This is a genomic window from Actinomycetota bacterium, from assembly GCA_023488435.1.
In the GTDB taxonomy this organism is placed as follows: domain Bacteria; phylum Actinomycetota; class Coriobacteriia; order Anaerosomatales; family UBA912; genus UBA912.
Genome location: JAMDCK010000057.1, coordinates 1 through 15,904, shown reverse-complemented (window position 1 = coordinate 15,904; position 15,904 = coordinate 1). Strand labels below are relative to the sequence as shown.

Here is a 15,904-nt window from a genome sequence, read left to right as displayed (position 1 = left end):
TGGTGTCCAGCGGCCGACCCGATTAAGTCAGTCGCGGTCCAACAATGCCTCGATGCCCGGAAGCTTTGAGCCTTCGAGCAGCTTCATCGACGCTCCGCCGCCGGTGGACACGAACGTCACCCGCTCTTCAAGGTCGAACTTCCGAAGCGCTGCCACCGAATCCCCGCCGCCGACGATCGACACAGCGCGGTTGTTCCGTGTAACAGCGGTAGCGACCTTGCGGGTCCCGTTCTCGAACGGAGTCATCTCGAACACGCCCATCGGGCCGTTCCAGAACACAGTCTTGGCATCGCCGATCGCCTGCGAGAAGAGCTCCACCGTAGCGGGGCCGATATCGAGCCCCATCATGTCGGCGGGGATCTCCTCCCTGCCCACAATCCTGGTGTCGGCATCCTCGGCGATTGCGTCAGAGATGACGAAATCAACGGGCAGCAGAAGCTCGACGCCGTTATTGGCGACCTTGTCGAGGATGGCCTTGGCGGGCTCTATCCACTCTGGCTCCACAAGCGACTTCCCGACGTCGACACCTTTCGCGACGATCAGGGTGAAGCACATTCCCCCGCCGATGATCAGCGTGTCCACGCTATCGAGCAGTCGTTCGATGACGCTGAACTTGTCGGAGACCTTCGAGCCGCCGAGTATCGCGACGAACGGGCGGTCCGGATTGGCGAGCATGCCCGTCAGAGTCTCGGTCTCGCGAGCCAGAAGCAGGCCGGACACGGCCGGGAGGTGAGCCGCAACTCCGACCGTCGAGGCATGCGCCCTGTGAACCGCCCCGAAGGCGTCGTTAACGTAGATGTCGGCTAGAGAGGCCAGAGCTTTTGCGAACTCGGGGTCGTTGGCGCTCTCTCCGGGGTGGAAGCGGACGTTCTCCAGCACGACGATCTCGCCGTCGACCATTCGCGACACCACATCGGCCGCCTCATCGCCGACGATCTCGTCGACGAAGGAGACGTTGCGTCCGATCAGCCTCTGCAGCACCCTGCGTACCGGCCGAAGCGAATAACGCAGGTCTGGAGTCCCCTTCGGTCGGCCCAGGTGACTCATGACGATCACTCGGGCACCGTGGTCGACCAGATATCGCAACGTGGGCAGGGCCGCGCGGATGCGGGTGTCGTCGGTGACGGCCTCTTCATGCAGCGGGACGTTGAAGTCGACCCGCACCAACACCCGCTTTCCGCGGACGTCGATATCCTTGACTGTCTTTTTGGCAAACATCGGGCCTCCGTACCGTGCTTAGCGCATCATATATTTGACGAGGTCGTTCACGCGATTGCTGTAGCCCCACTCGTTGTCGTACCACGAGACGCACTTCACGAAGTTACCCTTCTGCCCCATGACCATCGTCTGGAGGGAGTCGAACACCGACGAGGCGGGGTTACCCACAACGTCCACCGAGACGATCGGGTCAACGCAGTACTCGAGGATGCCCTTCATCGGGCCTTCGGCGGCTGCCTTCATGGCGGCGTTGATCTCCTCGGCAGTTACGTCGGTGGCGAGCTCGGCGACTAGGTCGACCACGGATCCGTCGGGAGTCGGCACCCTCATCGACATGCCGTCGAGTTTGCCCTTCATGTCCGGCATCACGAGTCCGATCGCTTTGGCCGCACCGGTCGAGGTCGGGATGATTGACATCGCGGCCGCGCGGGAGCGACGCAGGTCCTTGTGGGGCAGGTCCAGGATGTTCTGGTCGTTGGTGTAGCTGTGGATCGTGTTCATGAAGCCTCGGCGGATACCGAAGGAGTCGTGGAGCACCTTGGCGAAGGGTGCCAGGCAGTTGGTCGTGCACGATGCGTTCGAGACGATGTGATGGTTCGCGGGATCGTAATCCCCTTCGTTGACGCCCATGACAATCGTGACGTCCTCGTTGCTCGCCGGTGCCGAAATCAGCACCTTCGACGCGCCTGCGTCGAGATGCGCCTTAGCCTTGTGCGCGTCGGTGAAGAAGCCAGTGGACTCGACCACGATATCGACTCCGAGTGCGCCCCATCCCAGGTTGGCCGGATCGCGGTCGGATATGACTTTCACCAGGTGGCCGTCGACGTTGATGCCTCCGTCTGTGGCCTCGACCTTTCCGCCGAAACGGCCGTGAATCGAATCGTACTTGAGCAGGTGCGCGAGCGTCGCGGCGTCAGTCAAATCGTTGACTGCAACAACCTCTACAGCCGGATCGGCCTCCATCGCACGAAACACCAACCGGCCGATGCGGCCGAACCCGTTGATACCTACTTTGACAGTCACTACTGTTCCCTCCTTCTACTCTGACCGGTACTACGTGCAAGCTCTTCCAACCTGCGGACCCTGTGGTACACCGCCGACTTCGACAGAACCGGATCGGCAAGTTCGCCGAGCTCTCTCAAACTCACGTCCTGGTGCTCTAGCCTCAGGCGTGCGAAATCCCTCAGTGCGGGTGACAGGCTCTCCAGGCCGACAGTCTCTTCGAGCAGCTCGATCGCTTCGATCTGCGCCAGAGCTGCATCAGCCGTCTTGGACAAGTTGGCCGTCTCCGCATTCACCAGCCGATTGACCTGGTTGCGCATGGATTTGACCACGCGTACGTTCTCGGTTTTGAGAAGAGCACCATGCGCGCCCGCCAAAGCGAGGAACATCAGGATAGGTTCGGCCCCCTTAAGATACACGGTATGCAGCCCCCGTCGCTGGGTTATTTTCGGCTCGATCTCGAAGCGCCTCATCAGCGTTGCCAGATCTTCGGCGATCTTCTCGGAGTCGGCAGTGAGCTCGAAGTGGAAATCGCCCTGCGGATTCGCGACGAAACCCCCACCCAAGAACGCTCCTCTCAGATACGCGATGGCACAGCAGTTCTTCCGCACCACCCTATGCAGTATTCCCGTTGCAAGCCTCATCGAGTCATCGAGTATCCCGAGCTCGTTGAGTGCCTGGAGTGATCCGGGCTGATCGGGCACGGTGATGAGGTAGTTGTTGGTCTTGTGCAGGATACTGCGCCTTACGGTGAGCTCGGTCTTCACGCCATAGAGGGCGCGCAGCAGCTTGATCGCCTTTCGGGCGACCGGCGCGGTCTCGGTGGCGAGTTCGAGCCGGAAGCGCTCCTTTCCCAGGATATGGAGGGTGCCCTCGATGCGGGCCAATGCGGCCAGCTCGGCTTTTTGGCAGCACAGATGCCTCGATTCGACACGAGAGAGCTCCTCCTTGACCTCCGCCGAAAAGGACATCTACCCGATGACCTCCCGAAGTGCTGCTAGCAGCTTGTCTTGCGAGTGCCTGTTGGGGTCCCCGGGATCCGAGAGATCCGCCGAGACGACCTTGGGGCCCAGCGAGGCCATGCGCTCGCGGACGCTCGCGTCAGCGGCGACCGCCGAGGGTGTCGGTGAGTCGTGGACGAGGGCGACGTCGATCGCGCCCGAAAGTCCGTGATCGATCAGGGTGCGCAGGTGGTCGAAGGCGTCCATCCCACTGGTCTCGCCGCGCTGGTTCGCCACGTTGCACACGTAGACCCTAAGCGCTTCCGATCGCCGGATCGCGTCGGCGACGCCTTCTACCAGCAGGTTCGGCAGGATGCTCGTGAAGAGGCTGCCCGGACCGATGACGATGACATCGGCAGACGCGATAGCCTCGAGCGCGGGCCCGTAAGCCTTCGGGAATCCGGGCTCCAGCTCGATGTCGGCGAGCGGGCCGTTGGAGTGCGCCAGACGCGCCTGCCCACTGATCGGCCTTCCGGCGGCGTCCTTGGCGCTGAGGCGCACGTCGGCAAGCGTGCTGGGGAGCACCCTGCCCTGTGAGTCGAGCAGCCCTCCGGCGGCGTCGATGGCGTCAGGGAAGCTTTGCGTGAGGTCGGTGAGCGCCGCGATTACGAGGTTCCCGAGCGCATGGCCCGCCAGCCCCTCGCCTTGCGGGAAGCGGTACTGGAAGAGCTGCGCGGGCAGGCTACCCGTATCGGCCATCGCGACCAGGCAATTCCTGATGTCGCCCGGCGGCAGGATTCCCATCTGCTCCCTGAGCATGCCGGTCGATCCGCCGTCATCTGCCATCGTGACGACCGCCGAGGTGTCGAATCCGAGGTCGAGCAGGCAGCGAAGCACCCTCGGCAGGCCGGTTCCTCCGCCTATCGCAACCCCTTTGCGTGCCGATAAGGCCCCTCTCATCGCGATGCCCGATCCTTGTTGATGTCCCGATGACTGACCGCGACCTGATAGCCTTTCGAGCCGAGGAAAGCCGCGGTCTCCTCGGCGAGTGCGACACTGCGGTGCATGCCGCCGGTGCAGCCGAGCGCGATGACGAGGTGCGCCTTACCCTCGGCGAGATAGCTGGGGAGCAGCGTCTCTAGGAGCGCGAACCACTTTGCGATGAACTCGGTGGTAGCCTCGCGCTCGAGCACGAAGGCGCGGACGTCGGGATCGAGTCCGGTGAGTTCGCGCAGGCCAGGCAGGTAGTAGGGGTTGGGCAGGAAACGCACGTCCATGACGATGTCGGCGTCGATCGAGATGCCGTACTTGAAGCCGAACGACGACACCGTGACAGTTAGCGACGGCGCACTCGATGTCGAGAACCGCTGCTTGATAGCGGCGCGCAGTTCGGCTGGCTTGAGTGTGCTCGAGTCGAGGATGACGTCCGCGCGGGCGCGCACCTCGCCGAGTATCTTTCGCTCGGCGATGATGCCCTCAAGGACCGATCCGCTCGCCGAGCACAGCGGATGCCGCCTGCGGGTCTCCTTGAAGCGCCGCACGAGGGTGTCGTCGTCGGCGTCGAGGAAGAGCAGCTCATACGCTATGCCACCGTCATCGAGATTCTTCAGCTCGCCGAGGAGCTCGTCGAAGAACTCCTGCGAGCGTACGTCGCACACCAGCGCCATCCGCTGGATGCGGCTTCCCGGGAGCGCCATCAGCGCGACGACCTGGCTGATGAACCCAGGCGGGATGTTGTCGATGCAGAAGTACCCCATGTCCTCGAAGGTGTGGATGGCCTCGGTGCGCCCGGCGCCCGACATGCCTGTGATCACCACGAGTTCGGTGGATGTCTCCGCTGCATCCCGATCCTCGACGCTCGATTCACAAGTCCCGCTCATGGGTTCCGCCCTTCCGAGTCGCTCAGAACTATCGATTCGCTGTCTCATTATAGGGGCATCGGCCAACGGAAGTCTTCGCTCTCGCATACCAGCGTCTGATCCGTGATGCGCTTATAGGAGGAAAGCTTGGACCTGACGCCACAACATGCTGACGAACACCATCGTAGCTGCTATCACCCCTGTTAGCGTGAGCGCGAACTCCAGACCGGGCGCAGAGCGCCCCCTGATCACTCGGATCATCGAGTTGAGGATGGTCCCGCCATCGAAGGGAGGAATAGGAATGAGGCCGACGGCCGCATAAAGGAGGTTGCCGATGGCGAATATATTCAGAGCCACCTCCAGCGCCCCCGGACGGTCTTCACTCGGTAGAGCGGTCTCGTCAGGGGCTGGCTCCTCACTCGGGTCATCGGTCGATTGGGGCCCTGAAGGGCCACTTGACCCTCCCAAGTTCGTAGCAACTGAATGTGCGACCATCCGCCCAATCATCATCACATCGAGCAACCGATCGGTAGCGCCTCCAACCGATTCTGACATGCTGAAGCGCACCTCTTTGTGGGGCATACCCAGCTCCCGAAGGTCCGAGTAGGTCGAGTCAGGGGTTATCGCAAAGTCGCGTGTCCCGCCTTCTCGGCGCACGGTAAGTGTGAGCATCTCTTCCGGTCCAGTGAGAGCTGCGTAGGCAAGCGCGTCAGCTTGTGGCCACCTTCCCACGGGTTGTCCATCGATTGCGACTATCGTGTCTCCTTCTTGTATGCCTGACGCGGCCGCCAAGCCGGTAGGCGTCCCGATCGTTGCGGTCAGGGCAGTCGCTCCATAGAAGAAGCCTGCTGCGACAAACCCCAGGAATCCGACGGCGGCGCTCGTCAACGGGCCAGAGATCGCCATCGCGAGGCGCTGGTGTATAGACGCCCTGTCTTTGAATTGATCTCCCAACACCTCAAGCCCCGGCAGATTCTCGCTCATACCGATGGTCTGCTCGACTACCTCGTCCTGCTCTTTGCGCTGCTCGAGCTGTTCCTCGGTCAGTCTGACTCGCTCCTCGTCGGCCTCCTCGTCTTGGGGGAAGACCAAGTGCCCGCCTATGGGAAACATCTTCATGGTGTACTCGGTGTCGCGATATGTGCGCACAACGAGTTGTCGTCCGAACCCTATGACGAATCTTTTCGCTTTTCTCCCGAATAGCGAGGCTGTGATGAACTGTCCGATCAAGTGGACACAGCTCATGACAAAGAGCGCGCAATATCCGAAGGCCGCCCAGGCAGCGATGGTTACTATCTCCATGTCTTGGTCTTCTCCCACTCTCGCCCAGCCCTGTCTAGCGAACTGACCAAGACGGACAGCGTCAGTAGCGCGAACGCTGCGCTGCCAGCGTAACCGAGTGCCTGGGAGGTCAGCCACAGATAGTGCTCGGCAAGGAATGCTTGCCGGCCGCCTACGCTGGGTACGAGCATGAGGATCCCAGCCACGTAGAAGACGTAGGGCCGCAATGCCGCCCAAAAAGTGAACTCCCGCTCAGCGATCATCACCGCTTCCTTCAGTTGCATCGATGCCAGGAACATCCCTAGCAGCAACATCAGAGAAAAGCTCGACCTGACCGCTGTTGCCGCATCGGCGCCGATCAACAGGTTCACTACGAGCAAAACCGACCCAGCGGCTAAAGCTAGTGGCAAGAAGAAGAACAGCCACCGACACCAAGCTATCTCGCTGCCGGTCAGATCGAATGCCCCGTAGAGCCGACGCTCGTGTTCGTACATGAAGCTCTCGGTCATCTCAGCTTCCATCTCGTCGGCCTCAAGGCCGCGAGATGCGGCAACGCCCGCGAGCCTTATAATCTTGAACACCGCATACGACACAAGGCCGATGACAGCAGAGTGGACGAGGACTGCTAGGCCTATAGCCTCCGAATCCTCCGGCGCGATGCTGTGCGCCAGAAAGAGATAGCCCGCAATGCCTATGGCCGAGAAGAGGGCGATGCCCACCATGACGTCGGTATGAGCGTACTTGTCTTTCCACTCAGCGATTGCGACCCTACCGTAGTGACTGAGGGAGAACTTCCTCGAAACGATGTCGGTCGCGGGTAAAGCCCCCTGTTGGGTCAAGTTCGCAGAGTGCAATCGCTGCGTGAGCGCGAGTCCAGCGGCTGAAGCCGCCATCCCTGAGCCGAGCGCAATCAAAAGAAGCGCTAGCCCCTCTGAGGCCTCCCCCTGAAGGAAGTAGTTGAGCGATGTGGCCGCAGGGCCGAGGGGTGGGACACTTGCCAGCACAGCTTTCGAGTCAGTAATGAGGGCGACGGCGGGAGGGAGCACTGCAGTCATCGCAAAACCGAACCCAAGCAGCAACAAGAAGATCGAGAAGAAGCTTACTGCGCCGAAAAACTTCGCCACCCCGTTGCTGCTGATGATTCGAGACAGAACCGCAGCCCCAAGAACGCCTAGCGACGAAGGCACCATCGAGAAAAGGTACAGGACCGGCAACAACGCCAGGTAATAGTGGTAGGGTGCGCCCGACGGTGGGCCTAGCGCCGCCAGAGGCGCCACGCCAAAAAGGAGAATGCACAGAAAGGTCGACGTTGAGAAGAAGCTCGTTCTGAAGAAGCGGAATGCGATGACCTTGAGCGCCTCGCTGCCGCTTACTCCTTCCGGCCTGTCTGCGGACTCGAAATGGCGTCTGTCAAGCATGTCCGGCCATGCCCTGTCCAGAGCCAGCAAGAACATGAGAATGAACAGCACGATAAGCACAAAATATGTGGCGGACGCGACAGCCGTTTTGGCTTGTGCAGCCTCTAGCGGTCCGGCGACCCAATTCATGGCTACCGAGAACGTCGATATTATTCCGGCGAATACGACTGCTATCGCAACGAACCAGTAGGGTGCGGCGATCAGCATATCGCGCTTGTTCTTCTGAAACGCCCCCCGGGCCGCCTGGATCTCGGTGCGCAGCAGTCCCCTCAAGGTATGTCTTGTCGCGGTGGTCAGCTCTCCGTCCCCTCTCCGCCTTCCGAGAACACCGCGAAGATGTCCTCGGCGACCTCATGTGGGATGCCCGGTGTTGCCGAGAGTTCCTCGACGCTCGCCTCTCGCATCTTGCGCACCGAGCCGAACGCCTTCATGAGCGCCTTCTTGCGCTTGGGGCCCACGCCGGGGATGTCGTCGAGCACGCTCGCGGTCATCGCTTTGCCGCGAAGCTCCCGGTGGTAGGTTACCGCAAAACGGTGCGCCTCGTCCCGGATGCGCTTGACGAGGTAGAGCGAGGGCGATCCCGGCGGCAGCATTACCGGTGCGTCGAAGCCCGGGACGAACAGCTCCTCCTCTCGCTTGGCGAGGGCCACGATCGCCACCCCTTCGGCACCGACCTCGCGAAGCGCTGCCCGCGCTGCCGAGAGCTGACCCTTGCCGCCGTCGACGATCACGAGATCGGGCATCGCTCCGAAGCGCTCGTCGGCGCGGCGTTCGGGATCGAAGCGGCGGCGGATCACCTCGGCCATCATCGCGAAGTCGTCGGCCTCCTCGGCGGGGCGTCTGACGCGGAACCGGCGATAGGAGGCGACTTCAGCGCGTCCGTTCGCGAACACCACCATCGAGCCGACCGAGTGCCGGCCGTGCAGCGTCGAGATGTCGTAGCACTCGATGCGCATGGGCGCGGCTTCGAGCGCGAGCGCGCTTTCGAGCTGCAACAGCGCGAGGTTGATGCGCTCGTCGTCGTAGCGGGTCCTCATCTTGTGGCGCATGAGCGTGTGCCGCGCGTTGACCTCGGCCATCTGCTGGAGCGCGTGCTTCTCGCCGCGCCGGGGCGTGGTGATGCGCACCTTCTTGCGGCGCAGCCCCGAGAGCCACTCCTCGAAGGTCTCGGCGTCCTCGGGGGCATCGTGCACGACGACCTCGGCCGGGATGTATGTGGCCTGATCGTAGTAGCGCAGCAAAAATCCCTCGATCAGCGCTTGTGCCGAGACATCCATCCCCTTGTCGAGCACGAATTCGTTGCCGATGAGGACTCGCCCCTCGCGGACCACGAGCACGTGGACGCCGGCGATCGTCTCCTCGCGGAAGATGCCGATGATGTCGACGTCGAGCTTACGTGCCGAGACCACCTTCTGGCGCTCCTGCAGCACGCGGATGGCCTCGAGGCGATTGCGGAACCTCGCCGCGCGCTCGTAGTCGAGGTCGTCTGCGGCGGCGCGCATCCTCGATTCGAGCTCGTCGGCGACGTCGGATTGGCGGCCGCGGAGGAACTCGGCGACCTTGGCGATAACTGCGGCGTACTCCTCGGCGGATATCGCGCCGACGCAAGCGCCCGGCCCGCGCCCGACGCTGTAGTCGAAGCACGCGCGCCCCGCTGGCTCGCCGCCACGGGCGACAAGCCGCTTCCACTCGACGCACGACGCGCTGCAGATCGGGTAGACCTTGCGGACGGCCTCGATGGTGGCGCGCGCCGCGCGGGAGTCGGTGTACGGCCCGAAGTAGATGATGCCGTCGCGATGCTTCTCGCGCGTGAACTTGATCGCTGGGAAGCGCTCGACGGTGGTCAGCGCGATGAACGGGTAGCTCTTGTCGTCGCGATAATCGACGTTGAACGCAGGCGAGAACTGCCGGATGAGGTTCTTCTCAAGGATGAGCGACTCGATCTCGGTGTCGGTGACGACGTAATCGAAATCCGCGACGAGCTCCATCATGAGCGGGATCTTCTCGCGGTCATCCTGCCCCGTGACGTATTGCCGCATGCGTTTGCGCAGGGACTTCGCCTTGCCGACGTAGACCACCTGACCAGCGGCGTCCTTCCACAGGTAGACCCCGCAGACGTCCGGCACGCCCGCGAGTCTGTCGGTGATCGAGACGTTCTCGCGGGTCACGCTCACCTCACCTCCACGTGTGCGAGCACGCGCCCGGGCTGGGCGGCGTCGACCACGGCGACACGCTCCCGCGTCCAGCCCCAGCCACGCAGCGAGGCGTCAGTGATCGCCCTGGTGCCGCCCTCGCCAGCCAGCCAGAAGACCCGGCCGTCGCCCCGCCGATGAGCGAGCCACCGCTCGGGGGCGAGCGTCTCGCGCCTGCCCTCGGCGATGAGCGGCAGCCCGGCCTCTGCGTGCGCGGCAAGCGCCCGCTCGACCACGGAGTCGCCATCACCCACAGCCGCCGAAGGGGCGAGGTCGAGCTCCTCGGCGCGCTCGAAGTCGCCGACCGGGCGCGCCGGGCGGTCCGCGCCAGCGGCGTCGGGGGTTGCAGCCTCGAAGGCCTCGCGGACCGCCGCGAGGTCGCCGCGCGTGATCGGGCGCGAAGCGCCCACGCGCTCTGCGAGCGCGTGGCTGGCGGCCAGCACGCTACCCAGCGACCCGCCATCGATCGCTATGGCCGCCAGCGCGATCGCGCGCACCCGGGCGACCTCGGCGGGCTGCAAGCCCGCCGGCAGCGCCTCGAGCTCCGACAGCACGCCGGTGGCGTCGACGCGGGGCGCCGGGGTGGGCTCGCCCACCCGATGCAGGGCGGCGGCGGCGATTGCCGCCCAGGTCCGGCCGGCGTCGCTGCCCGCTGGGAGCGCGGGGATCCCGGGAGCCGCCGCCCGCATTGCGCTCGCGCTTTGCGCGAGCTCGGCGCCGAGCGGCAGCGGCTCCCCGGTCGCGAGCCCGAAGGCGCGGTTCTTCTGATCGAGGTAGTGCCCGGGTGCCTCGGCATCGATGCTCATGCTCGGGACCGGCATCCGGGTTCCCGGAGTGGCCTCGCCGCTCGCCTCCGAGGGCAAGAAGCGGAAGTCCGCATCCCCCGCGAGCCGGGCGGCATCATCCCCGTCGATTGCCGCGCGCACCGCCTCGGCGGGCCACTCGACCTCGAGAATCGGTGCCTCCTGATGAGCGAGCTGCACGACGTACCGCTCCGACTCTGGGAACGAGGCCGCAAGTGCCGTCACCCCGGCCTGCCACGCGATCTCCGCGTCAGCCGCGGTGTCGAAACCCGGGACCTCTAGGCGCACCATCGCCATGTCGCCACCAGCGCTGAGTCCCACTGTTGCATTCTCGATTCCAGCCAGCCGCAGGCTCCGTAAGCTCGCCTCGGCAGGATTCGATTGCTCCGTGGGACGAATCTCGAAATACTCGCCGGGCATTCTGAGCTGTCCCACGAAGATCACGAATACCAACGTCGCCGCGCCGAAGAACGCGACAGCGGCGCCTATGACACGCGCTGACAGGCGTGATCTCTTTCCAGGACCGGGGCTAGGAAGCGTCCCGTGTGCGATTCTCGGCATGCAGCTACCTCCGCAGGCGTGCCAGTGACCACAATCCTTCCGCCGCGGTCGCCGCCCTCGGGACCCAGATCGATGATGTGGTCAGCGCTTTTGATCACGTCAATATTATGCTCTATCACAAGCACCGTGTTCCCTCCGGCGACAAGCCGCTGCAAGACGGCGAGTAGCTGACGGACGTCGTCGAAGTGCAGCCCCGTCGTGGGCTCGTCGAGGATGTAGAAGGTGCGGCCGGTGCTGCGGCGTTGCAGCTCACTGGCGAGCTTGACCCTCTGGGCCTCACCACCCGAGAGCGTCGTGGCCGGCTGGCCCAGTCGCAGGTACCCAAGCCCGACATCGAAAAGCGTCGAAAGCTTCTTTTTTACCGGCGGGATGTTCTCGAAGAAGTGCGCTGCCTCCTCGACGGTCATGTCCAGGATGTTGGAGACGTTCTTGCCTCGGTAGGTCACCTGCAGCGTCTCTCGGTTGTATCGGGCGCCCTTGCACACCTCGCACTGGACATGGACATCGGGCAGGAAGTGCATCTCTATCTTGATCTGCCCATCGCCCTTGCACGCCTCGCAGCGACCACCGTGCACGTTGAAGGAGAAGCGCCCGGGCGCATATCCCCTGGCACGCGACTCGGGCGTGCTGGCCAGAAGCGAACGGATATCGTCCCAGACCCCGGTGTACGTCGCCGGGTTCGACCTTGGCGTGCGCCCAATCGGCGACTGGTCGATGTTGATGATCTTGTCGATCAGGTCGACGCCTTCGAGCCTGCGATACCCGCCCGTGCGCTTGCGTGCCCGCGACACCTTGTTCGAGAGCGCCGGTGCCAACGTGTCCGAGACAAGCGAGCTCTTGCCGCTGCCGCTGACCCCGGTGACGAGCGTCAGCGAGCCCAGGGGGATTGCAACATCGATGTCCTTGAGGTTGTTCGCCGTAGCGCCGAGAAGCCTGATCTCGCCCCGCTCGGCAAGTGAACGCTGCTCGAAGGCGGGGATGACCTTGTGCCCGTTGAGGTAGCTCGCGGTCAGCGAATCCGTACATGCGAGGATCTCCTCGGGGGTGCCGACGCACACTATCTGGCCGCCATGCTCGCCAGCGCCCGGTCCCATGTCGATTACGAAATCCGCTGCGCGGATCGTCTCCTCGTCGTGCTCGACGACGATCACAGTGTTGCCCAGATCCCGCAGACGCTCCATTGTGGCTATCAACCGAGCGTTGTCTCGCTGGTGCAGCCCGATCGAGGGCTCGTCCAGGATGTAGAGCACTCCCACCAGGCCCGAACCGATCTGGGTCGCCAGGCGGATGCGCTGGGCCTCACCGCCGGAAAGCGTCGCGGTCGCCCGCTCCAGCGTGAGGTAGTCGAGGCCGACATCCACAAGGAAGCGCAGCCGCTCGACGATCTCCTTGATGACCCTCTCGGCGATTTGAGCCTCCCTCTCTAAAAGTTCGACGTTCTCGAAGAAGGCGAGTGACTCCTTCGCGCTCATCTTGGTGACCTCGAAGATGTTCTTCTCGTGGAACGTCACCGCCAGAATCGCGGGTTTCAGGCGCGCGCCCCCGCAAGACTTGCAGGGGATGACCGCCATGTACTCTTCGAGCTTGAGTTTGACCGCCTCGGACTCCGTCTCCGCATGCCTACGCATCACGTGGGCCAGCGCGCCCTCGAAGCGCGAGTGCCAGTGGGTCTCTCGGCCATCGCGCGTCACGTAATCGACGCGGATGCGGGTCGACCCCAGTCCCTCCAGGAACACGGTCCGGGCCTTCTTGGGCAGGTCGTCCCAGGGGACATCTATGCCAACGCCGAGGCTCTGAGCGACTGCCGCCACAAGCTGCGGGAAGTAGTTCATCCCTCCCGAGAAGGGCTTGATCGCCCCCTGCGCCAGTGACAGGGAGCCGTCCGGCACCACGAGGCCGGGATCCGCCTCCAGTCGCGATCCGAGACCCGCGCAGTCGGGGCAGGCGCCGTACGGGTTGTTGAATGAGAAGTCCCGCGGCGCCAGCTCGTCGAGGGAGACGCCGTGCTCGGGGCATGCGAGTGCCTGGGAGAACATCAGCTCCTCGCCATCGACCACATCGACCACCACGATTCCCCCCGAAAGGCGCAGTGCGGTCTCCACACTGTCCGCGACCCGGGAGCGCGCGGTCTCCTTCATGGTGATGCGGTCGATCACCACATCGATGTCGTGCTTGAACTTCTTATCCAGCACGATGTCCTCGTCGAGGGTGCGGCTCTCCTTGTCCACGCGCACCCGCGTGAACCCCTCGCGCTTCAGATCCTCGAGCAGCTTGCTGTGCTCGCCCTTGCGGCTACGCACCACCGGCGAGAGCACCGAGAAGCGAGTCCCTTCGGCGAGGCGCATTACAGCATCGACAATCTGGTCGCTGGTCTGCCGCTCGATCCGCATCCCACACTGCGGGCAGTGCGGAATCCCGACGCGCGCGAAGAGTAGGCGGAGGTAGTCGTATATCTCGGTCACAGTGCCGACGGTCGAGCGAGGGTTGCGGCTTGTGGTCTTCTGGTCGATCGAGACTGCAGGCGAAAGCCCTTCAATGTGATCGACGTCCGGCTTGTCCATCTGGCCGAGGAACTGCCGCGCGTACGCCGAAAGGGATTCCACGTATCGCCGCTGTCCTTCGGCGTAGATCGTGTCGAACGCCAGCGAGGACTTCCCAGAGCCCGAGAGCCCGGTGATCACGACGAGTCGATCGCGCGGGATGTCGACATCGATGTTCTTCAGGTTGTGCTCGCGGGCACCGCGGATCGAGATTGAATCGGGTGACATTTAGTGAGAACAGCTCCTAACGAGAGTCGGAATTTGACCAACATATCATTTTACTACCGCAACCCGCCGAACGCACGCACGTCGTAGTGATAGACTGGATTGCTAGGTTTCGAGGAAAGGAGCCGAAGTGGCGGACAGGATCTATACTCGCGTAGGTGACAGCGGAGAGACCTCTCTCGTAGGCGGCCGAAAGGCGTCGAAATCCGGCTGCCTGATCCAAGCGTTGGGGGATCTAGACGAAGCGAGCTGCGCCCTTGGCTTGGCGCGAATGGCTCTCGATTCTGACCGGCAGACGGACGCAGCCATCGACGGCGTCCTCCACTCCGTCCAGAACCGCCTCCTGGACTGCTGCGCGATGCTGGCCGCACCTCCCGACGCCGTCGGCAGAGGCGCATTCGTGTCGCAGGCTGACGTCTCCGAACTCGAGCGCTTCATCGATGAACGGGCCTGCGTGATAGCGGGAACATCGACCTTCGTGCTACCCGGAGGCAGCGAACGTTCCGCCCGACTCCATCTGGCACGCGCCGTTGTGCGCCGCGCCGAACGCAGTGTCGTACAGTGTGCCACCGAGGAACCTGTCGACCCGGTATTGCTCGCTTACATCAACAGACTCTCCGATGTGCTATTCGTAATGGCGCGGTGCATGACCGACACCACTTCTGCGACCGACCGCCGCTGGACCCCCGATGGCTGATGGTGGATAGCCTTTCATCGGCGTCTTTCAACCGCTGTGTTATCGATTCGCCTCTTTCTTCCGATAGTGTTAGTGAACCGTTCACACGGTCCGCCAACCCGCTATACTGTTTCTGCTAACAGAACTTGGGGGCGCTGAAGTGGACTCCATACAAAAGTACGATGCCTTGCTCGATCGCCTCGGCGAGTACAAGAGTGTCCTTGTAGCCTTCTCCGGCGGCATAGACTCAACCTTGCTGGCAGTCGCGGCACACGTAGTGCATGGGCATCGGTGTCTTGCGGTCTTGGCCAGCAGCGATACCTACCCGGCGCGCGAGGTCGAGTACGCAACACAGCTTGCGGCCGAACTCGGATTGCGCCTCCACGTCGTGGAAACCAGTGAGCTGGCCGACCCGCGCTTCCGCAGGAACGACACGGACCGTTGCTTCTACTGCAAGTCCGAGCTGTTCAGTCTGCTAAGAACCGTCGCCGACCATCGGGGACTCGAAAGTGTACTCGATGGCTCGAATATCGATGATCGCTCGGACTTTCGCCCGGGAACCCGCGCGGCTATCGAGTACGGCATACAAAGCCCCATGGCAGATGTGGGACTGACGAAGGCGGAGATCCGACAGATTGCTGGAGAGCTGGGTCTGCCCAACTGGGACAAGCCTAGCATGGCCTGCCTCGCCTCACGTTTCCCGTACGGCGAGAGCATCTCCGAAGACAAGCTTCAACGCGTCGCCCAAGCCGAGGATTCCCTGCGCGATCTTGGTTTCCGGCAGTTCCGGGTGCGGATCCACGGTGACATCGCCAGGGTCGAGATCGACCCTCCAGAGATGGACAGGGCCTGGGAACTTCGCTCGGAGATTTCGACCCGCGTCAAGGCAGCGGGTTTTGCTTTCGCCGCAGCCGACCTCGAGGGCTACCGCAGCGGCAGTCTGAACGAAACCCTCGACGCCGAGCAGCTCGCGACCGGTCGAATAGAAAGGCCCCCCTCCCTTTCGGGGAGAGAGGCCTAAAGTTCTTGTGGAGCCGAAGTCCCGTTGCCCGCTCTACAGGAGCGGCAGGTACTCCTCCATCTCCCACGGCGTGACTCTGCTGCGGTAGGAGTCCCACTCGATCTTCTTGTTGCGCACGTACCAGCTGAACAGCGGGCCTCCGAGCGTCTCTCTCAGCAGTTCGTTAC

At 63.3% G+C, this 15,904-nt stretch carries 12 protein-coding genes; 2 read left to right on the top strand and 10 right to left on the bottom strand.

Annotated features, from left to right (window positions below; genetic code table 11):
• Positions 1-27: 27 nt before the first annotated feature.
• From M1617_07620 to uvrA, 10 genes are all read right to left on the bottom strand, one after another.
• The gene (locus M1617_07620) at positions 28-1,218 is read right to left on the bottom strand and encodes a phosphoglycerate kinase (protein ID MCL5888137.1); all 1,191 of its coding nucleotides are present in this window, start codon (positions 1,216-1,218) and stop codon (positions 28-30) included.
• An 18-nt stretch (positions 1,219-1,236) separates the two neighbouring features.
• A complete protein-coding gene (gene gap / locus M1617_07615) occupies positions 1,237-2,241 on the bottom strand; it encodes a type I glyceraldehyde-3-phosphate dehydrogenase (protein MCL5888136.1) in 1,005 nt (334 codons plus the stop codon).
• Entirely contained in the window at positions 2,241-3,191 is a 951-nt protein-coding gene (whiA, locus tag M1617_07610; protein ID MCL5888135.1) for a DNA-binding protein WhiA, read from the bottom strand. Before whiA ends, gap begins: the two co-directional genes overlap by 1 nt.
• Entirely contained in the window at positions 3,192-4,121 is a 930-nt protein-coding gene (locus M1617_07605; GenBank protein ID MCL5888134.1) for a YvcK family protein, read from the bottom strand. It lies immediately after the preceding gene.
• Positions 4,118-5,041, bottom strand: a complete 924-nt coding sequence (rapZ, locus tag M1617_07600) for an RNase adapter RapZ (protein MCL5888133.1) — start codon at positions 5,039-5,041, stop codon at positions 4,118-4,120. Before rapZ ends, M1617_07605 begins: the two co-directional genes overlap by 4 nt.
• Before the next feature lie 111 nt (positions 5,042-5,152).
• Positions 5,153-6,322: a M50 family metallopeptidase gene (locus M1617_07595; GenBank protein ID MCL5888132.1), complete on the bottom strand. Its 1,170-nt coding sequence runs from the start codon at positions 6,320-6,322 to the stop codon at positions 5,153-5,155.
• Complete coding sequence (locus tag M1617_07590) at positions 6,313-7,992, bottom strand: hypothetical protein (GenBank protein MCL5888131.1); 1,680 nt, start codon at positions 7,990-7,992, stop codon at positions 6,313-6,315. Before M1617_07590 ends, M1617_07595 begins: the two co-directional genes overlap by 10 nt.
• Positions 7,993-8,012: 20 nt before the next feature.
• Positions 8,013-9,893, bottom strand: a complete 1,881-nt coding sequence (gene uvrC, locus M1617_07585) for an excinuclease ABC subunit UvrC (GenBank protein ID MCL5888130.1) — start codon at positions 9,891-9,893, stop codon at positions 8,013-8,015.
• Positions 9,890-11,275 carry a hypothetical protein gene (locus M1617_07580; protein ID MCL5888129.1) on the bottom strand — a complete coding sequence of 462 codons (1,386 nt, stop codon included), beginning with the start codon at positions 11,273-11,275 and terminating at the stop codon, positions 9,890-9,892. The genes uvrC and M1617_07580 overlap by 4 nt, the downstream gene beginning before the upstream one ends.
• Positions 11,200-14,043, bottom strand: coding sequence for an excinuclease ABC subunit UvrA (gene uvrA, locus M1617_07575; GenBank protein MCL5888128.1), 2,844 nt, complete (start codon positions 14,041-14,043; stop codon positions 11,200-11,202). The genes M1617_07580 and uvrA overlap by 76 nt, the downstream gene beginning before the upstream one ends.
• Positions 14,044-14,170: 127 nt before the next feature.
• On the opposite strand from uvrA, the gene M1617_07570 reads away from it, so the two are divergent.
• Both M1617_07570 and larE read left to right on the top strand, forming a co-directional pair.
• Positions 14,171-14,737 (top strand): cob(I)yrinic acid a,c-diamide adenosyltransferase, encoded by a 567-nt coding sequence (locus M1617_07570; GenBank protein ID MCL5888127.1) that lies wholly within the window; start codon positions 14,171-14,173, stop codon positions 14,735-14,737.
• 139 nt (positions 14,738-14,876) lie between these two features.
• Positions 14,877-15,737: an ATP-dependent sacrificial sulfur transferase LarE gene (larE, locus tag M1617_07565; GenBank protein ID MCL5888126.1), complete on the top strand. Its 861-nt coding sequence runs from the start codon at positions 14,877-14,879 to the stop codon at positions 15,735-15,737.
• The last annotated feature ends 167 nt before the right edge of the window (positions 15,738-15,904 follow it).